A 23,112-nucleotide genomic window follows, 5' to 3' on the forward strand; every position below is an offset into this window, starting at 1 on the left:
CCTCACGCCGAGGAGCGCGCCCAGGAGGCGTACAGGTCGGCGTACACGCCCGGTTCGTCGACCAGTTCGGTGTGCGAGCCGCTCTGTACGATGCGCCCGTCGTCGAAGACCAGTACCCGGTCGGCGGACTCGGCCGTGGACAGGCGGTGGGCGATGGTCACGGAGGTACGTCCCCGTGTGAGCCGGTCCAGGGCGCGTTGGATGCGCATCTCGGTGTGCGGGTCCACCGCGGAGGTGGCCTCGTCCAGCACGAGCAGGTCCGGGTCGGCGATGTAGGCACGGACGAGGGCGACCAACTGCCGCTCCCCCGCCGAGAGGGACTCGCCGCGCTGGCCCACGGGGGTGTCCAGTCCGTGCGCGAGGCTGTCCAGCCACTCCGAGAGTCCCAACTCGGTGATGGCGGCCTCCAGTTCGGCGTCGGTGCTCTCGGGGCGGGCGAAGCGGATGTTGTCGCCCAGGGAGCTGTCGAAGAGGAAGCCCTCCTGCGGGACCATGACCACGCGGCTGCGCAGGGAGGAGAAGGCCACCTCGCGCAGGTCCACGCCGTCGAGTCGTACGCTGCCGTGGTCGGGGTCCATCAGACGGGTGAGCAGCTTGACGAAGGTGGTCTTGCCCGAGCCCGTCTCCCCCACCACGGCCACGCGGGTGCCGGGGGTGATCTCGACGTCGACGTCGTCCAGGACCACGGGTCCCTCGGGGTAGGAGTAGGTGACGCGGTCGAAGCGGACGTCGACGGGACCGCGCGGCAGTTCACGGCCCGCCTCCCCCGGGTCGGCGATGTCGGGGACCGTGTCGAGCACTCCCAGGACCCGACGCCAACCGGCGATGGCGTTCTGCGCCTCGTTGAAGATCTCGGTGGCCATCATCATCGGCTGGACGAACAGGGTCATCAGGAACAGGAAGGCGATGAGCTGTCCCGCCGTCAGGTCCCCGCCCAGCCCCAGCCAGACGCCGACGAGGACCACCGCGGTGTTGCCGATGGCCGAGACGATCTCGGCGAAGGGGGAGACGGCCATGGACAGGCGCTGGGCACGAACCTGGGCCCGGCGGGTGGCCAGGACGGTGGTGTCGATGCGCCCGGCGGTGCGTCGCTCGATGCCGTGGGCCCGGATGACGGCGGCTCCCATGACGGTCTCGCCGATGACACCGAGCATGTCCCCGGTGGTCTCCCGCACCTTCAGGTAGGCCTTGGACAGCAGCCTCTGTAGCCAGCGCACGCCGAGCAGCAGGGGCAGGAAGCAGATCCACACCACGAGGGTGAGCTGCCAGGAGTAGATCGCCATGAGGGTGGTGGCGACCATGAGCTGGCCGCTGCTGACCAGCAGGAGCAGACCGCCCCACTGCATGAAGGTGCTGATCTGGTCGACGTCGCTGGTGACACGGGAGACCAGGGCGCCCTTGCGTTCGCTGTTCTGGGTGAGCACGGACAGGTCGTGCACGTGTCGGAACGCCTTACGGCGCAGTGTGGCCAGGCCGGACTCGGTGGCCCGGTACAGGCGCAGGTTCATCAGGTAGGAGCAGATCATGGTGACCACGAGCAGGGCGGCGCAGACGGCCACCATGCGGGTCACGAAGCCCAGGTCGGGCCCGTCCGGAGCGGCCAGGCCGTTGTCGATGATCTGCTGCACGGCGATGGGCACGATGACCTTGCCCGCCGTGGCCACGACCGCGAACACCAGGGTCAACCACAGGCCCTGCGCGAACTCCGGGGAGAGCCGTAGGCCGCGTTTGATGGTGGCGATGGCGCCGTCGGAGGAGCGATGCAGGGCCAGGACCGGGTCGGTGGCGGCGTCCGTCGGCTGCTGCGCGCCGGTACCGGAGCGCTGCTCGGTGCGGGCGGGTGCGCTCATCGGCTGGTCTCCTCTGCGGCGGGGTCGTCATGGCGAAGGGGTTCGATCGGGCCCGGTTCCTCGGGCACCGGTGCCTGCCCGGCCTCGGCCGACGCCCGTTCGTAGGCCGTGACGAGCCTGGTGTAACCGGGGGACGCGGCGAGCAGTTCCTCGTGGGTGCCCCGTGCCAGGACGCGTCCGCGCTCCATGTAGACGACCTCGTCGGCGAGTTCGATGGTGGCACGCCGGTAGGCGACCACGACCACGGTGGCGGAGTCGTCGCGTTCCCGAAGGCCGGCGAGGATCTGCGCCTCGATCTGTGGGTCGACGGCGGAGGTGGCGTCGTCCATGATGAGCAGCCGTGGCCGGCGCACGATGGCCCGGGCCAGGGCCAGACGCTGGCGTTGGCCGCCGGACAGGGTGGTGCCCTTCTCCCCGAGTCTGGAGTCGAGCCCTCCCTCCAGGTCGCGGATGAAGCCGTCCGCGCGGGCCAGCCTCAGCGCAGCCCAGACCTGTTCGTCGTCGACCGGCAGCCCCAAGGTGATGTTCTCGCGGACGGTGTCCTCGAACACGAAGGTGCTCTGGGGCACCAGGGCGGCGTGGCGTGGGATCTGGTCCCGGTCCAGGTCGCGCACGTCGATGCCGTCGTAGGCGACGGTGCCGGTGTCGGGGTCGACCAGTCGCATGAGCACGGTGGTGAGCGTGGACTTGCCCGCTCCGGTGGGGCCGACCACGGCCACCGTGCGTCCGGGGGCGATGTCCAGGTCCACACCGTTGAGGACGGTGGTGCGGGCGGTGCCGAAGTCCTCGTCCATCAGGTCGCGTCCGCCGCCCTCGGCGTCGTAGGAGTCGGCGTAGGAGAAGGTGACGTCGCGGACGCTCAGGGCGATACCGGTCGGGGTGTCGGTCAGGGAGCGGTCACCGTACTCCATGGTGCCGCCCGAGCGCAGGACGGACTGGACCCGGTCCCAGCCCACGACACTGCGGGGGAGGTCGCCGAGGATCCATCCGAAACTGCGGATGGGCAGGGCCAGCAGCGTGAACAGGAAGGCGATCTGGACGAGGTCACCGGGGTCGATGGCACCGGTGGTGAGCCGCCACATGCCCAGGAGCAGGACCGCGAGCACACCGAAGTTGGGAAGGGCCTCCATGACCGGGTCGAACATCGAGCGCATGCGCCCCACCTGGATGAGCGCGTCGCGCAGACGGTGTGCGGCGTGGGCGAAACGGTCGGTCTCGGTGTCCTCGCGTCCCAGGGTCTTGACCACGAGGGCGCCGTCGAAGGACTCGTGGGCGACTCCGCTGACCTCGGCCCGCAGTGCCTGGGCATGGGAGGCCATGGGCGAGACGCGGCGTTGGAAGACGAAGTTGGCGGTGGCCAGGACGGGGAAGACGACGAAGGCCACCAGGGCGAGCACCGGGTCGGTGACGAGCATGGCCACGGCGGCGATGGCCAGCATGAAGACGCTGCCGACCGCCATGGGCAGGGGCGCCAGTGGCTGCCACGCGGCCTCGACGTCGGCGTTGGCGTTGGACAACAGCTGTCCGGTGGGGTGCCTGTGGTGCCAGGCCAGGGGCAGTTCGAGGTACTTACGGGCCACGGCGCGGCGGTAGCGGGCCTGCATGCGGAACTGCATGAGCGCGGCGAGCATGCGGCGCATGGCGATGCCGACGGCCTTGCCGACGCCGACCGCCATGAGCAGGACCGCGGCCGCGGTGAGGGCGGCCGTGGTGGTGCTGCCCTGCGCGAAGGCCGGAAGGATGGTGGCGTCGGTGAGGTAGCCGAGCACGGAGGCGGAGCCGACGTTGACGGCGGCGTGGAGCATGGCGCCGATGACGGCGGCGAGGAAGATCCACGGTTCGGTGCGGGCGGCGACCCAGAGCACGCGCATGCCGCGTGTGAAGACGCCGGTGTGCGCTTCCTCGGGGGTTCGTCCCCGGGGGCGAGCCTCTCCGGAGGCGACGCCGGGCGGGGCCGCACCCTTCCCCGAGTCCTTGGTGTTCGTGCCCTGCGCCATGCGCCCCCCGTTCTCTTCCCTGGCCGGTGAAGACCCGGCACGGCACGGCAAGCGCACGACGACTCCCGGGCATGCCGAAGGGGCGTCGGGTGCGCATATCGTGCCAACCTATCCAGCTGTGCGGACAAGTTCCACCAGATTGTTCCAGCGTCGAGCCCCGTGGTGCTATTCCGTCCAGTTCAGGGGCGCGGCGGCGGCCCGATCCGACAGGCGTGCGCACGAGAGCGTCGGGGCCGGCGGATGAACGTTCCCGTCCTCCCGCCGGCCCCGGTCGACACCGTCCGGTGAGGTTCCGCTCACCGTGGGCATCAAAGGGTCCCGTTCGGGGCGCTTCCGATCCTGGAAGGGGCCGCCTAGCGTACGGGGTGGCCCGCCCGGCGCAGGCTCTCCTTCACGTCGGCGATGGTGAAGTGTCCGAAGTGGAAGACCGTCGCGGCCAGTACCGCGTTCGCGCCCGCCTCCACGGCGGGCACGAAGTGCTCCACCTCGCCCGCGCCACCGGAGGCGATCAGCGGTACCTCCACCCGGGCGCGCACGGCACGGATCAGTTCCAGGTCGAAGCCCTGCTCGGTGCCGTCGGCGTCCATCGAGTTGAGCAGGATCTCTCCGGCGCCCAGTTCGGCCGCGCGTTCGCACCATTCCAGGGCGTCCGTCCCGGTGCCCCGTCGCCCGCCGTGGGTGGTGACCTCGAAGCCGCTCGGGGTCGGCGGTCCGTCCTCACGCACCCTGCGCACGTCGGCGGAGAGCACCAGTACCTGCCTGCCGAAGCGTTCGGCGATCTCACCGATGAGCTCGGGACGGGCGATGGCGGCGGTGTTCACGCCCACCTTGTCGGCGCCGGCGCGCAGCAGCCTGTCCACGTCCTCGACACTGCGTACCCCGCCTCCCACCGTCAGCGGGATGAACACCTGGTCGGCGGTGCGGCGCACCACGTCGTAGGTGGTCTCCCGGTCGCCGCTGGAGGCGGTCACGTCCAGGAAGGTGAGTTCGTCGGCGCCGCCGTCGCCGTAGACCCTTGCGAGTTCCACGGGGTCGCCCGCGTCGCGCAGGTTCTCGAAGTTGACGCCCTTGACCACCCGTCCGGCGTCCACGTCCAGGCAGGGGATGACGCGTACCGCGACGCTCACTGTCGCGCCCCCTTGTGCTCACGCACCAGGGCCAGGGCCTCGGGCAGGGTGAAGGCCCCCTCGTACAGGGCGGTGCCCATGATGGCGCCCTCCACGCCCAGCGGCACCAGGTCGGCGATGGCCCGCAGGTCGTCCAGGCTGGACACGCCGCCGCTGGCCACCACGGGTTTGTCGGTGCGCTCGCACACGGTACGCAGCAGGTCGAGGTTGGGACCCTTGAGGGTGCCGTCCTTGTGGACGTCGGTGACGACGTAGCGGGCGCAACCCTCCGACTCCAGGCGTTCCAGGGTCTCCAGGAGGTCGCCGCCCTCCCGGGTCCAGCCGCGCGCGGCCAGGGTCGTGCCGCGCACGTCCAGGCCGATCGCGATCCGGTCGCCGTGCTCGGCGATGATCCTGGCGCACCACTCGGGGTTCTCCAGTGCGGCGGTGCCGATGTTGACCCGCGTGCATCCGGTGGCCAGGGCGGCCTCCAGGGACTCGTCGTCACGGATGCCGCCGGACAGTTCGACCTTCACGTCGAGGCGCCCGACGATGTCGCGCAGCAACTCGCGGTTGTGGCCACGGCCGAAGGCGGCGTCCAGGTCCACCAGGTGGATCCACTCGGCGCCGGCCTCCTGCCAGGCCATGGCCGCCTTGTGGGGGTCGCCGTACTGCCCGCCCGAGTCCGCCCTGCCCTGGACGAGCTGGACGGCCTGGCCGCCCGCCACGTCCACGGCGGGCAGCAGTTCGAGTACGGGGGTGGTGGTCTCGCCGGTCATGAACTCTGTCTCGTTCCCGTTGGTCGATCGAAGGTACTCGGGCCGTGCTCACGCAAGGGCGGCGACCCAGTTGGCCAGGACGCGGGCGCCCGCGTCGCCGGACTTCTCAGGATGGAACTGGGTGGCCCACAGGGGCCCGTTCTCCACCGCCGCCACGAACGGTTCTCCATGCTCGGCCCAGGTCACCTTGGGTGCGGGGATGCGCTCGTTGGTCACGGTGAACTCCCACTCGCGTACGGCGTAGGAGTGCACGAAGTAGAAGCGCTCCTCGGGGTCGACCCCCGCGAAGAGCTCGGTGTCCTCGGGCGGACGTACGGTGTTCCAACCCATGTGCGGCACGATGGGCGCGTTCAGACGGTCCACGGTGCCGGGCCACTCGCCGCAGCCCTCGGTCACCCCCTCCCCGTGCTCGGGGGTGGGGCCGGTGCGTTCCACCCCCCGTTCGAAGAGCACCTGCATGCCCACGCAGATGCCCAGTACGGGGCGTCCTCCCGCCGCGCGCTTGCCGATGATCCGGTGACCACCGGCGGCCTTGAGGTCGGACATGCAGGAGCCGAAGGCTCCTACCCCCGGAACGACGAGACCGTCGGCGTTCAGGGCGGCGTGCGGATCGGAGGTCACGGTGACGTCGGCACCGGTGCGTTCCATGGCGCGCTGTGCCGAGCGCAGGTTTCCGGAACCGTAGTCGAAGACGACCACACGTGAGGCCATGAAGTCGCCCTCCTCTCAGAAGTAGCCGAGCCGGAGGACACCGGAGGCGGCGGCCAGGGCCGTGCACACGGCCAGGGCCGCGGCCAGGACCTTGTTGACCTTCCACAGCGCGTAGACGCCTCCGGCCAGGAAACCGCTCAGGACGATCAGGAGCACCCCCCACATGTCGGTGTCCATCGCTACAGGGCTCCCTTGGTGGACGGGATGCCGCTGACGCGCGGGTCGCTCTCGGTGGCGGCGCGCAGGGCGCGGGCCAGGGCCTTGAACTGACACTCGACGATGTGGTGGGCGTTGCGGCCGTAGGGCACGTGCACGTGCAGGGCCACACGGGCCTGGGCCACGAACGACTCCAGGATGTGGCGGGTCATGGTGGTGTCGTAGTCGCGACCGATCACCGGGGCCATGCCCTCGGGTTCGCTGTGCACCAGGTAGGGGCGGCCGGAGACGTCGACGGACACCTCGGCCAGGGCCTCGTCCATGGGCACCTTGACGTCGGCGAAGCGCCGGATGCCGCTCTTGTCGCCGAGGGCCTCGCGGAAGGCGGCGCCCAGGGCCAGGGCGGTGTCCTCCATCGTGTGGTGGGCGTCGATGTGCAGGTCGCCCTCGGTGCGCACGGTCAGGTCGAACAGGCCGTGCTTGGCGAGTTGGTCGAGCATGTGGTCGAAGAAACCGACCCCGGTGGAGACGTCGGCGACGCCGGTGCCGTCCAGGTCGATCTCGACGTGGACCTTGGTCTCCTTGGTGGTGCGTTCGACGCGTCCGGTGCGGCTCATGGTGATGTGACTTCCTCTGTGATGCGGGTGGGTTGGCGGGCTTCTCCCGGCCTGCGGTCCACGGTTCAGCGGCCGGTGACCTGGAGCAGGGCCCGGCGGAAGGCGTCCATCTCGTCGGGGGTGCCGACGGTGACGCGCAGCCAGCCGGGCGGGCCGACCTCGCGGATGAGGACCTGCCGGTCCAGCATGTCCTGCCAGATCTCGGTGCGGTCCTCGAACTCTCCGAAAAGGACGAAGTTGGCGTCGGACTCGGCGACGGAGAAACCGTGTTCGCGCAGCCAGGCGACCAGGGCGTCGCGTTCGGCGCGAAGGTCGGCGACGGCGGACAGGAGTTCGCCGGCGTGGTCCAGTGCGGTGAGCGCGACCGCCTGGGTGACGGCGGACAGGTGGTAGGGCAGGCGGACCAGCTGGAGTGCGTCGACCACGGCCGGGTGGGCGGCCAGGTAGCCCACGCGCGCTCCGGCCAGGGCGAAGGCCTTGGACATGGTACGCGAGACGATCAGCCTGGGGTGGTCGGGCAGCATGCTCAGGGCGCTGGGCGTGCCCTCGCGTCGGAACTCGGCGTAGGCCTCGTCCACGACCACGACCCCGGGCGTGGCCTGGCAGACACGGGCGATGTCGGCGATCTCCAGTGCGGTGCCGGTGGGGTTGTTGGGCGAGGTGAGGAAGACGACGCTGGGTCGGTGTCGGGCGATCGCGGCCAGGGCGGCGTCCATGTCGATGCGGAACTCCTCGTCACGCGGCACGGACACCCAGGAGGTGCCGGTGCCCCGGGAGATGATCGGGTGCATCGAGTAGGACGGTTCGAATCCCATGGCGACCCGTCCCGGGCCGCCGAAGGCCTGGAGGATCTGTTGGAGGATCTCGTTGGAGCCGTTGGCCGCCCATACCTGGTCCACGCCCAGGTCGTGTCCGAGGTAGGCGGCCAGCCCCTCGCGCAGCCGGACCGCGTCCCGGTCGGGGTAGCGGTTCAGCCCCAGTGCGACCTCGGTGACCGCCTCGGCCATGGCCTCGGCCAGGCGGGACGAGGGCGGGTACGGGTTCTCGTTGGTGTTGAGCACCACCGGGACGTCCAGCTGCGGGGCGCCGTAGGGCGACCGGCCGCGCAGGTCGTCGCGGAGGGGCAGATCGTTCAGGGTGAAGCTCACAGGTCCACGCTCATGGTCGGTTGTGGGCGGGCGGGTGCGGCTTTGGCGGCCTGTGCGGCCACGAAGGCCCGGACGCACCCCGCTCCGCCGGGTGGGCGGCCGTCGGGCTCAGGCCGGGTCCGTACGCGCGGCGACGGCCTCGCCGTGCGCGGGCAGGTCCTCGGCGTTGGCCAGGGTGATGACGTGATGAGCGACCTCGGCCAGCGCGTCCCGGTCGTAGTCGACGATGTGCACTCCGCGCAGGAAGGTCTGCACGCTCAGGCCTCCGGTGTGGCAGGCACAGCCACCGGTGGGCAGAACGTGGTTGGACCCCGCGGCGTAGTCGCCGAGGGAGACCGGGGAGAAGTCACCGACGAAGATCGCGCCCGCGTTGCGCACGCGCGCGGCCCGGTCGGCGGCGTCGGCGGTCATGATCTCCAGGTGTTCGGCGGCGTAGGCGTTGACGACGGCCAGGCCGTGGTCGAGGTCGTCGACCATGACGATGCCCGACTGGGGTCCGGACAGGGCCTCGCGGACGCGCTCGCCGTGCTTGGTGGCGGCCACGCGGACGGCGAGGCGCTCGACGACGGCCTCGGCCAGGGTCTCGTCCGGGGTGACCAGGACGGAGGCGGCGACGACGTCGTGCTCGGCCTGGCTGATCAGGTCGGCGGCGACGTAGTCGGGGTCGGCGGTGGCGTCGGCCAGGATCGCGATCTCTGTGGGGCCGGCCTCGGCGTCGATACCGATGACGCCCTTGAGCAGGCGCTTGGCCGCGGCGACCCAGATGTTGCCCGGGCCGGTGACCATGTCGACGCGCTCGCAGGGGCCCGCGCCGTAGGCGAACATCGCGACGGCCTGGGCCCCGCCGACGGCGTAGACCTCCTCGACGCCGAGCAGCGCGCAGGCGGCGAGGATCGTCGGGTGCGGCAGTCCGCCGAACTCGCGCTGGGGCGGGGAGGTGACCGCCAGGGAGCGCACACCCGCCTCCTGGGCGGGGACGACGTTCATGATCACGCTGGAGGGGTAGACGGCCCGGCCACCGGGGACGTAGAGGCCGACCCTGTCCACGGGGATCCACTTCTCGGTGACGGTGCCGCCGGGCACGACCTGGGTGGTGTGGTCGGTACGACGCTGGGCGCGGTGGACCACGCGGGCCCGGCGGACGGACTCCTCCAGCGCGGCTCGCACGGCGGGGTCCAGGTCGGCCAGGGCCGCCTCCAGGGCGTCCTTGGGGACGCGGACGTCGGTCAGGCGCACCCCGTCGAAGCGTTGGGTGAGTTCGATCAGCGCCTCGACTCCGCGATGGCGCACGTCCTCACAGAGGGGCCGTACGCGGTCGACTGCGGCGGCCACGTCCAGTTCCGCTCGTGGAAGTGCCTGGCGGGGGTCGCCCTGGGTGCCTCGAAGGTCGATTCGACTGATCACGCTCCACAGTCTAGGCCCACCGTCCATTCCGTGGGTGAGGGCGTCCGGATGACGGACACCACACCCGCGCGACCGGCGGGTACGCGTCGCCCGGGCGTCGGCGCGCTGGAACCGAGAAAAGGCCGGAATGAAGCCTGACCTTACTTTGGAATACCTAACCTTATTGATCTTGGGAAAGGCTTACCTAACAATTTTGGACATTACGTGTCGTTTTTCGCAAAAGGTTTTTTATGCGCTACAGTGAGGCCATGAGTTCGAACAAGAGCAGCGATATCGGCCTTTCCAAGTTCCACCGACTCCTGGTCGACCAGGTGCGGCACGAGTTCACGGCCTCCCACCAGTACGTGGCCATCGCCGCATGGTTCGACGACCAAGACCTTCCCCAACTGGCGCGAGTCTTCTACGAGCAGTCGCTGGAGGAGCGCGACCACGCGATGATGATCGTGCGGTTCCTCCTGGACAACGACGTTCCCTTCGCCCTTCCGGGGGTGGACGAGATCGAGACCGACTTCTCCGCTCCACGCGACCTGGTCGCGCTGGCCCTGCGCCAGGAGCGTGCGGTGACCGCCCAGTTCCACCGGCTGGCCAAGGTCGCCCGTGACGAGGACGACTACACCGGTGAGCAGTTCCTCCAGTGGTTCATCCAGGAGCAGACGGAGGAGGTCGCCAAGATGTCGACCCTGCTGAACGTGGTGGACCGCGCCGACGGCAACCTGTTCGACGTGGAGACCTTCGTCGCCCGCGACATGCCCAGTGAGGACGGTGGCGGCCTGGGCGCCCCGGGCACCGCCGGTCCCGCCGTCTCCTGACCTTCGGCGGCGGACCGCCGGGAGGCGACCCGCTTCCTCCGGCCCGGACCCGGCCCCGTGGCGGTTCTCCGCGACGGGGCCGGGTCCGGGCCGTTGCCGTTCGGGCACCGCCCCGTTCCCCGGACCGAGGACACGCAACGCCCAAAGCCGTCGGCGCCCCGGGGGACGGCATACTGGAGCCATGCCCTTGTCCCTGCCGATCTTCCCGTTGAACACCGTGCTCTTTCCCGGCATGACCGTTCCCCTGCACATCTTCGAACGGCGTTACCGCCGCCTGATCTCGGAGCTGCTGGGACCCACGGACACGCAGGACGATCCGGTCGACACCGGGCACGGAACGCGCCGGTTCGGCGTGGTGTGGATCGAGCTGGGTCACGAGGTGGCGTCCGAGTCCGGTCAGGGCGCGGGAGGCGCGGACACCGGCACACCCCACACCGGTGACACCGGCACCTCGCTGCCCCGGGTCAGCACCGTCGGCTGCACCGCGTTGGTCCGCGACGTGCGCCCCTACGAGGACGGCCGCTTCGACCTGGTCATCGAGGGCGGCACACGGTTCTCCATCATCGACCTGGCGGAGGCCGACCCCTCCTCCGAGGAGTACGCGACCGCGTCGGTGTCCCTGCTCCCCGAGCCGTTGGGGTCCGAGGCCGACGGACGGGCCGAGCGGGTACGAGACCTGTTCGCCACCTACTCCCAGCGTCTGGCCTCGATCGGGATGTCGCCGGACGCCTCACCGGAACTGCCCAAGGACCCCATCTCCCTGTCCTACACGGTGGCCGCCGCCACCGTGCTGGACCAGGCGGAGAAACAGCGGCTGCTGGAAGCGAGGGACGCGGCGGAACGGTTGGCCCTGGCGACCCGCTTTCTGCGTAGGGAGAACCGGATCGTGGCCGCTCCCACACTTCCCAATCTTCCCGCGGGACCCTTCCTCAATAACGGCGTCTCATTCAACTGACGGTGTTCTCCATCACGCAAGAGCACGATCCGCATTCCGGTCCCGAGCCGAGGAAACACCTCCGGTTCCGCATGCCCCCGAGCTCTCGTGCCCGGGGTGGCCTAGCCTGCTGTGCGAACCGATACCGCGTGGCCGGAGAACGCAGACCGGAGCGTGTCCGCGACGCGGACACCAGCGCGTTCGCGCGCAGGAGGGAGAGCGGTACTCGATGAGCGCGAAAGCCACCCCCGCGACCGTGGCCGCCGGACGGACCAAGACGACCTACACCTTGCATCCCTACGAGGTGGACGATGCGGGACACTCCTACGGAACGGACGCCGCCGACGCGCTCGGCGTCCCCCGTGAGCACGTCTTCAAGACCCTGATCGCCGAGGTGGACGGACGGTTCACCGTCGGGGTCGTCCCCGTCAGCACCACACTCGACCTCAAGGCGCTGGCCGCGGCCGTGGGCGGCAAGAGGGCGATCATGGCCGACCCCGCCAGGGCGGAGAAGGTCACCGGATACGTGCGCGGCGGGATCAGCCCGCTGGGCCAGCGCAAGCGACTGCGCACGGTCATCGACGCGTCGGTGACCGCCCTTCCCACGGTCTACGTCTCCGCCGGACGGCGGGGCCTACAGATGGAACTGAAGCCACAGGACCTCATCACGCTCACCGAAGCGCTCACCGCGCCCATCGGCACCCCCTGAAACCGGTCTCGGAGAAGGACCGGCCGGACGACCGGAGACCAGGGGACCGTGGACACTATTGCCGGTTCACCCACCCAAGGATAATTTTGTGACATGGGTAACACTTCATCCCCCTTTCGGTCTGTTCCCGGAATGTTCCTCTCCCGTGTCGCCGAGTCCGGGGACGCCGAGGCCTTCAGCCATCCCGTCCCCGACCCCGGCGGCGCTCCCGAGACATGGGAGACCCTCACGTGGTCCCAGACCCGCGACCGCGTCCGCGACCTGGCGCTGGGTCTGCACTCCCTGGGGGTGACCTCCCAGGCCCGATGCGCGATCGTCTCCAGCACCCGGATCGAGTGGATCCTCGCCGACCTGGCCGTGCTATGCGCGGGCGGCGCCTCCACCACCGTCTATCCCTCCTCCACCCCACCCGACTGCGCCTACATCGTCTCCGACTCGGGCAGCATGGTGGCCTTCGCGGAGAACGACGAGCAGCTCGCCAAGCTGGTCGACCAACGCCCCCAGATGCCCGGGTTGTCCAAGGTGATCGTCTTCGAGGGCACCTCGCGCGACGATGACGACTGGGTGATGACCCTCGACGAACTGGCTTCGCGGGGGGCCGCCCTGCACGCGGAGAGGCCCGAGCTGTTCGAGGAGCTGGTGTCGGCGGTCGAGCCCGACCACCTCGCCACGCTGATCTACACCTCCGGCACCACCGGAAGACCCAAGGGCGTGCGTCTGGACCACGCGAACTGGCTCTACGAGTCCCAGGCCATGCAGGACCTGGACAACGAGCTGCGCGCCCAGGGCTGGGAGCTGCTGACCGCCGACGACGTGCAGTACCTGTGGCTGCCGCTGGCCCATGTGTTCGGCAAGTACATGCAGGTCAGCCAGTTGCGCATCGGGTTCAAGACCGCCGTGGACGGGCGGGTGGACAAGATCGTGGACAACCTGGCCGTCGTGCGGCCCACCTTCATGGCCGCCGCTCCGCGCATCTTCGAGAAGGTCTACAACCGGGTGGTCATGCAGGCCAAGGAGGGCGGAGCGGCCAAGTACCGCGTCTTCCGGTGGGCCGCGGGCGTGGGCGACCGCGTGGCCCGACTCAGGGAGGAGGGCCGGGAGCCCACCGGGATACTGGCCGCCCAGCACAGGCTCGCCGACAGGCTCGTGTTCGGCCGGCTGCGAGCGCTCTTCGGTGAGCGTCTGAAGTTCTTCATCTCCGGCAGCGCGCCCCTCTCCCCCGACATCGGCCGGTTCTTCTACGGCGCGGGTATCACCATCCTGGAAGGCTACGGGCTCACCGAGACCAGCGCCGGCACGTTCGTCAACCGCCCCGGTGACATCAGGTTCGGCACGGTCGGACTGCCCATGCCGGGTACGGAGGTCAAGATCGCCGAGGACGGCGAGATCCTCATCCGCGGCGGTGGTGTGATGCGCGGTTACCACAACCTGTCCGGCGCCACCGAGGAGGTCCTCACCGAGGACGGCTGGTTCGCCACCGGCGACATCGGTGTGCTGGAGGGCGGACGCCTGCGCATCACCGACCGCAAGAAGGAACTGATCAAGACCTCGGGCGGCAAGTACGTGGCGCCGCAGAGCATCGAGAGCCGCTTCAAGGCCCTGTGCCCCTATGTGAGCAACCTGGTCGTGCACGGCGACCAGCGACCCTACTGTGTGGCGCTCGTGGCCCTGGACGCCGAGGCCATCGGCACGTGGGCCGCCGACAACGGGTTGGGGGACCTGGACTACACGGAGTTGACCCGCGCACCACAGGTCCGGGAGATGGTGCAGGAGGCCGTGGACGAACTCAACAAGGACCTGCCCCGGCACGAGACCGTCAAAAAGTTCACCATCCTGCCCAATGAACTGACGGTGGAGGAGGGCGAGATCACGCCCAGCCTGAAGATGCGGCGGCGGACCGTCGAGGAGAAGTACCGCGATCTGCTCGACGGGATGTACGAGAACACCGTCCAGAGCCTGTGAGGACCTCTCAGGAAGAGGGGTCCTCCGGCCGCGCCCGGTCTCGGTCGACCGTGCCCCCTTCCCCGGGGCCCGAAGGCGGCTCCTGAACGCGACCGGGCGCGCGGTCGGCCCCGGGGCCGACCTCCTCCGCCGGCGGAGTGTCCGTGCCCTTGTCCTCGGGCGGGGGCAGCCCGGGCTGGTCGCGCCGCAGGAGACTGATCGCGTCGAGCAGTCCGTACTGCAAGACGAAGACCATGGGCCAGATCAGCAGGAAGGCGGTCGCGTCGAGTTGCAGACCGGTCTGGACGGTGGTTCCGGGCTCGGCCGCGGCGACGGCGGCGTGGGCCGGTCCGTCCAGGGCCACACCGATCCGCCAGGCCAGTGTCGCCCCGCCCAGGGAACCGAGGAAACCCGCGAGCAGGAAGACCATGCGCAGGTCCTGGAGCCGGCGGGCGGCCAGGGGGAACTGGACCATGTAGGCGGTGTAGCCGGTGAGCAGACCGAGCAGGGCGGTCATGAGGGCGAAGTAGCCCTCCCCCGCGAACACGGCCTCGGTGGTGCCGGTGAAGACCTCGCCCTCGCCCAGCGCGGTGCCCTCCGCCCGGGGCGCGACCGACCACCACAGGGGTCCCAGGAGCGCGCCCAGTACGAGCAGACCGCCGAGGAGGCATGCTCCCGCGACCGGTCGACGCGTCCCCGCCGACATCCGTGACCGTCCCTGGTCCGTCATCTTCCCTGCTCTCCGTGCCCGTCCCGTCCCGCGTGAAAACCAGTGGATACGGGACATAGCCGGAACGGAGAATACCGGTATGAACGACGACAACGGTCCTTCGCCGGTTTCCGTGCCCCAGCGTGTCGATCCGCCCATGGCCGCGGACGAACGCACCATGCTCACCAGTTGGCTGGACTGGCACCGGGCCACGGTCCACGCCAAGTGCGCCGGACTGGTCCCCGAACTGTCCTCGAAGGCCCCGTTGGCGACCTCGCCGATGATGACGGTGGGCGGTGTGGTCTCGCATCTGCGCTGGGTGGAGGCCTTCTGGTTCGAGACGGTCATGTTGGGCCTCCCCGAGAAGGGCTACGCCACGCCCGAGGACCCCGACGCCGAGTGGCGCCGGGGCGCCCAGGTCCCGTTGACCCTGCTGCTCCAGGAGTACGAGGCCCAGTGCGCCCGCTCGCGTGAGATCACCGCGAGGTTGGAGACGGGTACGGGCTCGCGACGCGCCCATCACGGGACGGGCCACACCACACTGCGCTGGGTGCTGGTGCACATGATCGAGGAGACCGCCCGCCACAACGGTCATCTGGACCTGCTGCGCGAACACGCGGACGGGGTCACCGGAGAGTAGGAGGCGACGCTCCCGGACGGATCGCCGCCCGGGAGCGCCCTCCGGGTTCCGCCGAGACCCCGACGGTTCAGTAGTCGACCGCGTACGCCCCCAGCAGGCTCTTGACCTCACCGTTGAACTCCGGGGAGATCCGCACCGAGTAACGGTCCACCGCGTAGATCCGGGACCGGACGGGGTTGTCCACCCGGATCCGTACCGGGGTCTCACCCTTGTGCATGGCCAGCACCTGACGCAGGTCGCCGACCAACTCGGGGGTGAGGCGTTTTTCGTCCACGGTCAGCAGGACGGGGGGTTCTCCCTCGGTGACGTGTGAGATGTCCAGGATCGACATCTCCGAGGCGAACATCGACCACGTGCCGTCCCGGTCGTTGAGACGGCCCTTGACCGTGACCGCGGTGTCCTCCAGCAGGGCCTCCACGTACAACGGGTAGGTCTTGGGGAAGAACAGCACCTCCATCGAGGAGTCCAGGTCCTCCACCGTGGCGATCGCCCATTGGTTTCCGGCCTTGTTGGTGCGCTTCTCCACCTTGGAGATCAACCCGGCGATACGCACCTCCCCCCGCTCGCGGCTGAGCTCACCGGCCACGATCTGGGCGATGGAGGTGTCGCGTGAGCGGGCCAGCACACGCTCGGCACCGGCCAACGGGTGGCTGGACACGTACAGCCCCAACATCTCGCGTTCGAAGGCCAGCTTGGTCTTGCGGTCCCACTCCTCGTCGCCCCAGTCGATGTTGAGACCGATGGGGGTGGAGTCGCCGTCGTCACCCCCGCCGAACAGGTCGAACTGTCCGTGCGCCTCCTGCTTCTTGGAGCTGATCATGCCGTCGACCGCCGTTTCGTGGTGGCGGTACAGCTCGCGGCGCGGCTGCCCCAGGGAGTCGAAGGCGCCCGCCTTGATGAGGGACTCGATGACGCGCTTGTTGCAGGCCGCCAGTTCGATCTTGGACAGGAAGTCGGTGAAGGAGGTGTACTTCCCCTTCTCCGTCCGGGTCTTGAGGATCGAGTTGACCACGTTGGCGCCGACGTTGCGCACCGCGCCCATACCGAAGCGGATGTCCCTGCCGACCGGGGTGAAGCGCAGACCCGAGTCGTTGACGTCCGGCGGCAGTACCTTGATCCCCTGGGCCCGGCACTCGGCCAGGTAGACCGCCATCTTGTCCTTGTCGTCACTGACCGACGTCAGCAGCGCGGCCATGTAGGCGGCGGGGTAGTTGGCCTTGAGGTAGGCGGTCCAGTAGGCGACGAGGGCGTATCCGGCCGCGTGGGATTTGTTGAACGCGTATCCGGCGAAGGGGAGCATGACGTCCCACAGGGCCTGGATGGCCTCCTTGGAGAAGCCGCGCTCCATGGCGCCGGGGAAGAACTTGGCCTCCTCCGCCTCCAGGGCCTCCTTCTTCTTCTTTCCCATCGCCCGACGCATCAGGTCGGCGCCGCCCAGGCTGTACCCCGCCAGCTGCTGGGCGATGGCCATGATCTGCTCCTGGTAGACGATGAGGTGGTACGTCTCCCCCAGGATGGGTTCCAGGGCGTCCTTCAGCTCCGGGTGGATCGGGGTGATCTCCTGGCGTCCGTTGGAGCGGTCGGCGTAGTCGTTGTGGGCGTTGGCCGCCATCGGACCCGGTCGGTAGAGGGAGATGACGGCGGTGAGGTCACCGAACTGCTTGGGCTCCATCCGCTTGAGCAGGTTGCGCATCGCACCACCGTCGAGCTGGAACACGCCCAGGGTGTCACCACGGCCCAGAAGGGCGAAGGTCTTCTTGTCGTCCAGGGGGAGTTTCCCCAGGTCGATCTCGACTCCCTCGGACTCCCTGATGCTGTTGACCGCGTCGTCGATGATGGTGAGGTTGCGCAGTCCCAGGAAGTCCATCTTGAGCAGGCCCATGTCCTCGCACTGAGGGTAGGGAAAGCCCGTGATGATGGCACCGTCGGTGTCTCGCTTGTGCAGGGGGATGACGTCCAGCAGGGGGTCCCTGGACAGGATGACGCCCGCCGCGTGGACACCGGTGCCCCGCGTCAGTCCCTCGATACCCTGGGCCGTCTCCATCACCTTGGAGACCTGGGCGTCGTTCTCGACCAGGTTGCGCAGCTCCGTGGTCTCCGGGTACCTCGGGTGCTCGGTGTTGAACACCGCGTCGAGCGGGATCTCGTTGCCTCCGACGGGGGCGGGGAACGCCTTGGTGATCTGGTCGCCCACGGAGTAGGGCATGCCGAGGATACGGGTGGCGTCCTTCACCGCTGCCTTGGCCTTGATGGTGCCGAAGGTGAGGATCTGGGCGACCCGCTCCTCGCCGTACAGATTGGTGACGTACTCGATCATCTCCCCGCGCCGACGCTCATCGAAGTCGAGGTCGATATCGGGCATGGAGACGCGTTCGGGGTTGAGGAACCGTTCGAACAGCAGCCCGTGTTCGAGGGGGTCGAGGTCGGTGATGCCCAGGACGTAGGCGACCATCGAACCCGCGGCGGAACCACGGCCGGGTCCCAGCGCGATGCCCGACCTGCGCGCGTACTGGCAGATGTCGGCGACCACCAGGAAGTAGGCGGGAAAGCCCATCTCGTTGATGATGCCGAGTTCGTACTCGACCCTTCGCCGCGCCTCCTCGGTGGGGCCGTCGGGGTAGCGGTCGTGGAGTCCCTTGTCGACCTCCTTGGCCAGCCAGGAGGCCTCGGTCTCTCCCTCGGGGATGGGGAAGGCGGGCATGAGGTCGCGGTGGGCGAACACCGCGTCATAGGCGTCGGGGGCGACGCGCTCGGCGATGAGCAGGGTGTTCCTGCACCCCTGCGCCCACTCCTCGAAGTCGAGGATGGCGCGCATCTCCTCGCCGCTCTTGAGGTAGTAGCCCGAACCGTTGAACCGGAACCGGGTGGGGTCGTCCAGGTTCTTGCCCACGCCCACGGCCAGCAGGGCGTCGTGCGCGGCGGCCTGGTTCTCGTAGACGTAGTGGGAGTCGTTGGTGACCAGCGGCGGGATCCTCAGCTCACGGCCGACCCTGAGCAGACCGTCGCGGACCTCTTTTTCGATGTCCACGCCGTGGTCCATCAGTTCGAGGAAGACGTTGTCCCTGCCGAAGATGTCCTGGAGTGTGGCCGCGTACTCGACGGCCTCCTTCTCCTGGCCCAGTCGCAGCCGCGTCTGCACACCGCCCGAGGGGCAGCCGGTGGAGACGATGACGCCCTCGCTGTGCTCCGCCATCAACTCCAGGTCCATGCGGGGCTTCATGTAGTAGCCCTCCATGGACGCCAGCGACGACATCTTGAACAGGTTGCGCAACCCCGTCTCGTTCTCCGCCAGCATCGTCATGTGCAAAAACCGTCCGCCACCGGAGATGTCCTTGGCACCCTCGGCCGCCACGTCGTCGGACCCGCTGGCCCGCCCCCAGAAGACCCGCTTCTTGTGGAAGCGCGACTCCGGTGCGACGTAGGCCTCGATACCGATGATCGGAGTGACGCCCGTGCCCTTGGACTGCTGGTAGAACTCGTAGGCCCCGAACATGTTGCCGTGGTCGGTCATGGCGACCGCGGGCATGCCCAACCGCGAAGCCTCCTTGAACAGGGGCTTCAGCTTCGCGGCCCCATCGAGCATCGAGTACTCGGTGTGGACGTGCAGATGGGCGAAGGAGTCGGCCATGGCTCAGGTGCCCCCCAGAGGGTCGATGGACGAGTGATGTCTCCTGAGCCTACGCCCGTCCCACGACGCTCGGGCCTGCTGTGGACAACCATGTGGTGAGGGAACGGCAAGGGTCGGTGGAGGCCGGGGCGCTCGGTCACGCCCCGGCCCTCCACCCTCTCCAAGGTTCACTCACAGGAGCATGGGATCATCAGAACGTCGGATCATCCGATCATCGAACCGCTTTCGTCCCACGGGCCCGTCGTCCCTCACACGGTGGCCAACCACAGGTCGGGGCCGAACACCTCGTAGTGGACGAGGCGGGCGGGCACACCGGCCTGGAGCAGCTGCGCGCGCACTCCGCGCATGAAGGGGAGCGGGCCGCACAGGTAGGCTTCGGCGCCCTCGGGGATCTCCACGCCGCCGAGGTCCATCAGTCCCCGCCCGCTCCGCCCGTCCTCCGGCGCCCCGTTCTCGTACCAGGTGCGCAGGGTCGCGTCGGGGAGCGCCTCGACCAGCTCACGGACCTCCTCGCGGTGGGCGTGGGTGTGCGGGTCGCGATCGGCGTGCAGCACGAGGACCTTCCGGTCACCGCCCTGTTCCACGAGGTGGTGGAGCATGGCGACCATCGGCGTGCAGCCGATCCCGGCGGAGGCCAGCACCACGGGGTGGGTGCCCTCGCGCAGGGTCACGTCGCCCGCGGGCGGGGACACCATGAGGGTGTCGCCGGGGGCGACGGTGTCGTGCAGCAGGGTGGAGACCTCTCCGTCGGGGGCGGAGTCCTCCGCCCGTACGCGCTTGACGGTGATGCGGCGGCTTCTGCCCTCCCCTCCGGTCAGTGAGTACTGGCGGGCCTGACGGACACCGTCGGGCATGCGCACACGGACGCTGACGTACTGGCCGGGCAGGAAGACGGGGACGGGGGTGTCGTCCGTGGGTTCGAGGGTGAGGGAGACGGTGTCGGGGGTCTGTTCCCGCCGTTCGGTGACCCGCCAGGGGTGCCAGACGTCGTGACCGCCGCGCCCCTGCGTGGTGTACAGACGGGCCTCCAGGGCTATGAGGGCTCCGGCCATGAGCCAGTAGACCTCGTCCCAGGCGCTGACGACGTCGGGGGTGGCGGCCTCTCCGAGCGTGTGGGCGATGGCGCCGAAGAGGTACTTGTGCACGATCACGTACTGGTCCTCGGTCACCCCGAGGGAGACGTGCTTGTGCGCGATGCGGGAGAGCAGGGCGTCGGGGCGTTCGTCGGGGCGTTCCAGGAGCAGGGAGGCGAAGGCCGCGATCGAACCGGCCAGGGCCCTGCGCTGTTCGCCCGAGGCCTGGTTGCCCCGGTTGAACAGGCCGTCGAGGAGTTCGGGGCGGTCGCCGAGCATCGTCTCGTAGAACCTGGCGGTGATGGTGTCCAGTGCCTCGGCCACCACGGGGAGGGTGGCTCGTACCGTGGCGGCGGACTCGGTGGAGAGCATGCGTGCTCCTTCTCGACGTACTGCCCCCGTAGGACGTGTCGCCCCCGCGGGCAGATAACTAGCATCTAAAATGCATATTAAATCCGCCCCCAAGAGGGCCCCATCCGGGTACCCCGTAAGCGCGGGAGCGCGGGTCACGCCGGGTTCGGGAGGGACCGTGAGGGCCCGTCGTGATCCGGTCTACTCGGGTCCGAAGCGCAGCAGGGTGAGGGTGTCCCGGGTGGGAGAGGAGACCAGGGACTCCACCGTGACGGCGTCGAGGGAGGCGTAGAAGGCCTCACGCGCCTGGTCGAGAGCGGTTCTCAGACGACAGGCGGCGCGAAGCGGACAGGGCGGATCGTCCTCGCATCCGGCGAGGTCCCCACCGCCCTCCAACTCGCGCACGATCGATCCGACCGTGGCCCGCCTGCCGCTCTCCGTCAACCGCAGACCGCCGTTGCGTCCGCGCCTGGCCTCCACCAGCCCCATGTCGGCCAGCCGGGCCACGGCCTTGGCCATGTGCGTGTAGGGCACGCGGAGCATCCCCGCGACGGTCCTGGTGGTGAGGAGCTCGTCGCCCTCCGCGACCGCGAGTCGCATGACCAGACGCAGGGAGACATCGGTGAAAACAGTCAGACGCATACCCCAAAAGTAGGCGACCGGGCATGACGGACGCCCCCGAATCCGCGACATCGGGCCGGACCTCGCCTCGTGCCGGCCCCGCTCCGTCTCAGGAGTGCCGCTCGTCTCCCCGTCCGGTATCGCGACGCTTCTTCGAGGTGTCCTTCTCCTCCTGCTCGACCGCCTCGCCGGGGCCGTCCACGGACCGGTGTCCGTCGATCTCGCGCGGCATCCAGATCAGGATCACGATCAGGCCGAGGACACCGAAGCACAGCGACACGGTGGCCGCCGTGTGCAGCCCCGACATGAAGGCCTCCTTGGCCGGGGCCACCAGGGCCGTCCCCTCCTCCCCCAGAGCACGGGCGAGGGCGAGGGTGGCCTCGATCGACTCGCCGGCGGAGTTCAGCTCCCCCTCGCCCATGTCTGCGCCGCTCTTGTCGACGGTCTCCTCCAGGACGGGGGTGATGGCGTTCCGGTACCGGAAGGAGAGGACCGCGCCGAGGACCGCGACGCCCATGGCCGTGGCCACCTGACGGACCGTGTTCTGCACCGCTGAGGCGGCACCGGCCTTACCCGGCGGTACCGAGGACATGATCGCGTTGGTGGCGGGTGTCAGGACCACCGCCATCGAGGCGGCCTGGAGGAAGAAGAAGGCGATGACCAGCGGCAGCGGCGTGTCCTCCGCCAACCGGGTGAAGAACACGAAGGTCGCGCACACACCCAGCACGCCGACCGCGGCTACCACGCGCGGGCCCGCCCAACGCACGAGCGTCGGGCTCAGCGGAGCCATGATCATCTGGCCCGCGGCGGCGGGCAGCACGAGCAGGCCCGCCACGAACGGGCTGAACTCCCGCACGCTCTGCCAGTAGAAGCTCAGGAAGAAGATGATCCCCGACATGCTGAAGAACAGCACCATGATCGTGGCGACGGAGACGCTGAATCTCGGGTCGCGGAAGAAGCGCACGTCCAGGGACGGCGAGGGGGTGCGCGACTCGTGCCACAGGAAGAGCCCGAGCACCAGCAGGCCTCCGAGGAGCGCGCCGAGTACGTCCACGTCCGTCAGTGAGGCCCTCTCCCCCGCGGTGATGATGCCGTAGATGAGCAGCACCAGACCCGGGATGGACAGCAACACGCCCAGGATGTCGGGCCGTCCGGGGTCGGGGTCCCGCGACTCGGGGATCAGGAAGCGGACCAGCGCCAGGCCCAGTACCACGAAGGGCACGTTGATGAGGAAGATCGAGCCCCACCAGAAGGTCTCCAGTAGCAGGCCCCCGCCCACGGGCCGATGCCCATCGCCATCCCGACCGCGCCCGCCCAGATCCCGATGGCCCGAGCGCGCTGCTCGGGCGGAAAGACGTTCGTGATGATCGACAGGGTCTGGGGTGTCACCATCGACGCGCCGAGTCCCATCACCGCGCGGGCCCAGATGAGGTGTTCGGGTGTCTGGGCGTAGGCCGACAGCGCCGAGGCCGCCCCGAACACCGTCAGTCCCGCCACGAGCAGACGGCGGCGCCCCCAGCGGTCACCGAGCACACCGAAGGTGAACAGCAGCCCGGCGAAGACCAGGGTGTAGGAGTTGATCGCCCAGGCCAGCTGTGACTGGCCGGCGCCCAGCCCCGCCTCCGGATCGGACAGCACCCGCAGCGCCACGTTGAGGATCGTGTTGTCGGCGACGATCACCAGCAGACAGATGATGAGCACCGCCAGCCCGCCCCACCTGCGCCGATAAGCCGTCTGCGCGTCCACGAACCACCTCCACCGCCGGAATGTCCGCTCGAGAACCCCGAGTCGTCCCCACGGACGGTCGCACCGCCACCCCAGTGTCGCGGACGGCACGCCGACACCCGTCACCGGTCCCTGTGCCCTCACGACCATCCGGAAACATCCGGCGACGCGTCCCCGTTACATCCCGAGAGGAACGACACGGTG

The 23,112-nt window shown here is 69.3% G+C and carries 18 protein-coding genes and 1 pseudogene; 5 read left to right on the forward strand and 14 right to left on the reverse strand.

The features are described from left to right. Positions 1–2 precede the first annotated feature (2 nt). From PFX91_RS00715 to hisD, 9 genes are all read right to left on the reverse strand, one after another. Positions 3–1,850, reverse strand: a complete 1,848-nt coding sequence (locus PFX91_RS00715) for an ABC transporter ATP-binding protein (protein WP_285728639.1) — start codon at positions 1,848–1,850, stop codon at positions 3–5. After that, positions 1,847–3,847: an ABC transporter ATP-binding protein gene (locus tag PFX91_RS00720; RefSeq protein WP_285728642.1), complete on the reverse strand. Its 2,001-nt coding sequence runs from the start codon at positions 3,845–3,847 to the stop codon at positions 1,847–1,849. Before PFX91_RS00720 ends, PFX91_RS00715 begins: the two co-directional genes overlap by 4 nt. A 353-nt stretch (positions 3,848–4,200) precedes the next feature. After that, positions 4,201–4,974, reverse strand: coding sequence for an imidazole glycerol phosphate synthase subunit HisF (hisF, locus tag PFX91_RS00725; protein ID WP_285728644.1), 774 nt, complete (start codon positions 4,972–4,974; stop codon positions 4,201–4,203). Then, entirely contained in the window at positions 4,971–5,732 is a 762-nt protein-coding gene (priA, locus tag PFX91_RS00730) for a bifunctional 1-(5-phosphoribosyl)-5-((5-phosphoribosylamino)methylideneamino)imidazole-4-carboxamide isomerase/phosphoribosylanthranilate isomerase PriA (protein WP_285728645.1), read from the reverse strand. The genes hisF and priA overlap by 4 nt, the downstream gene beginning before the upstream one ends. Positions 5,733–5,780: 48 nt before the next feature. Continuing rightward, entirely contained in the window at positions 5,781–6,443 is a 663-nt protein-coding gene (gene hisH, locus PFX91_RS00735; RefSeq protein ID WP_285728646.1) for an imidazole glycerol phosphate synthase subunit HisH, read from the reverse strand. 15 nt (positions 6,444–6,458) lie between these two features. Continuing rightward, on the reverse strand, positions 6,459–6,620 hold the full coding sequence (locus PFX91_RS00740) for a CG2302 family histidine operon protein (protein ID WP_285728649.1): 162 nt from the start codon (positions 6,618–6,620) through the stop codon (positions 6,459–6,461). Between the two features lie 2 nt (positions 6,621–6,622). After that, positions 6,623–7,216 carry an imidazoleglycerol-phosphate dehydratase HisB gene (hisB, locus tag PFX91_RS00745; protein ID WP_285728651.1) on the reverse strand — a complete coding sequence of 198 codons (594 nt, stop codon included), beginning with the start codon at positions 7,214–7,216 and terminating at the stop codon, positions 6,623–6,625. 65 nt (positions 7,217–7,281) lie between these two features. Then, positions 7,282–8,364 carry a histidinol-phosphate transaminase gene (locus tag PFX91_RS00750; RefSeq protein WP_285728653.1) on the reverse strand — a complete coding sequence of 361 codons (1,083 nt, stop codon included), beginning with the start codon at positions 8,362–8,364 and terminating at the stop codon, positions 7,282–7,284. Between the two features lie 108 nt (positions 8,365–8,472). Beyond that, positions 8,473–9,768 carry a histidinol dehydrogenase gene (gene hisD, locus PFX91_RS00755; RefSeq protein WP_502888222.1) on the reverse strand — a complete coding sequence of 432 codons (1,296 nt, stop codon included), beginning with the start codon at positions 9,766–9,768 and terminating at the stop codon, positions 8,473–8,475. 248 nt (positions 9,769–10,016) lie between these two features. Between hisD and PFX91_RS00760 the strand changes: the two genes are divergently transcribed. The 4 genes from PFX91_RS00760 (at position 10,017) to PFX91_RS00775 (ending at position 14,182) form a co-directional block, all read left to right on the forward strand. Further along, on the forward strand, positions 10,017–10,577 hold the full coding sequence (locus PFX91_RS00760) for a ferritin (RefSeq protein WP_285728654.1): 561 nt from the start codon (positions 10,017–10,019) through the stop codon (positions 10,575–10,577). Between the two features lie 181 nt (positions 10,578–10,758). After that, on the forward strand, positions 10,759–11,532 hold the full coding sequence (locus tag PFX91_RS00765; RefSeq protein ID WP_285728655.1) for an LON peptidase substrate-binding domain-containing protein: 774 nt from the start codon (positions 10,759–10,761) through the stop codon (positions 11,530–11,532). A 208-nt stretch (positions 11,533–11,740) separates the two neighbouring features. Beyond that, entirely contained in the window at positions 11,741–12,220 is a 480-nt protein-coding gene (ybaK, locus tag PFX91_RS00770) for a Cys-tRNA(Pro) deacylase (RefSeq protein WP_285728656.1), read from the forward strand. A gap of 93 nt (positions 12,221–12,313) precedes the next feature. Further along, positions 12,314–14,182, forward strand: a complete 1,869-nt coding sequence (locus tag PFX91_RS00775; protein WP_285728657.1) for an AMP-dependent synthetase/ligase — start codon at positions 12,314–12,316, stop codon at positions 14,180–14,182. Between the two features lie 7 nt (positions 14,183–14,189). Here PFX91_RS00775 and PFX91_RS00780 read toward each other — a convergent pair whose 3' ends face one another. After that, positions 14,190–14,891, reverse strand: a complete 702-nt coding sequence (locus PFX91_RS00780; RefSeq protein ID WP_285728660.1) for a hypothetical protein — start codon at positions 14,889–14,891, stop codon at positions 14,190–14,192. Positions 14,892–14,970: 79 nt separating this feature from the next. On the opposite strand from PFX91_RS00780, the gene PFX91_RS00785 reads away from it, so the two are divergent. After that, positions 14,971–15,510 carry a DinB family protein gene (locus PFX91_RS00785; protein ID WP_285728661.1) on the forward strand — a complete coding sequence of 180 codons (540 nt, stop codon included), beginning with the start codon at positions 14,971–14,973 and terminating at the stop codon, positions 15,508–15,510. 67 nt (positions 15,511–15,577) lie between these two features. Here PFX91_RS00785 and dnaE read toward each other — a convergent pair whose 3' ends face one another. The 4 genes and pseudogenes from dnaE to PFX91_RS00805 form a co-directional block, all read right to left on the reverse strand. After that, positions 15,578–19,138 carry a DNA polymerase III subunit alpha gene (dnaE, locus tag PFX91_RS00790; protein ID WP_285728662.1) on the reverse strand — a complete coding sequence of 1,187 codons (3,561 nt, stop codon included), beginning with the start codon at positions 19,136–19,138 and terminating at the stop codon, positions 15,578–15,580. A 248-nt stretch (positions 19,139–19,386) separates the two neighbouring features. After that, positions 19,387–20,583 (reverse strand): globin domain-containing protein, encoded by a 1,197-nt coding sequence (locus tag PFX91_RS00795; RefSeq protein WP_285728663.1) that lies wholly within the window; start codon positions 20,581–20,583, stop codon positions 19,387–19,389. A gap of 180 nt (positions 20,584–20,763) precedes the next feature. Further along, the gene (locus PFX91_RS00800; protein WP_285728665.1) at positions 20,764–21,204 is read right to left on the reverse strand and encodes an RrF2 family transcriptional regulator; all 441 of its coding nucleotides are present in this window, start codon (positions 21,202–21,204) and stop codon (positions 20,764–20,766) included. 88 nt (positions 21,205–21,292) lie between these two features. Then, positions 21,293–22,929, reverse strand: a pseudogene (locus PFX91_RS00805) (MFS transporter). Between the last annotated feature and the right edge of the window lie 183 nt (positions 22,930–23,112).

This window comes from Nocardiopsis sp. ATB16-24 (assembly GCF_030271535.1).
In the GTDB taxonomy this organism is placed as follows: Bacteria; Actinomycetota; Actinomycetes; order Streptosporangiales; family Streptosporangiaceae; genus Nocardiopsis.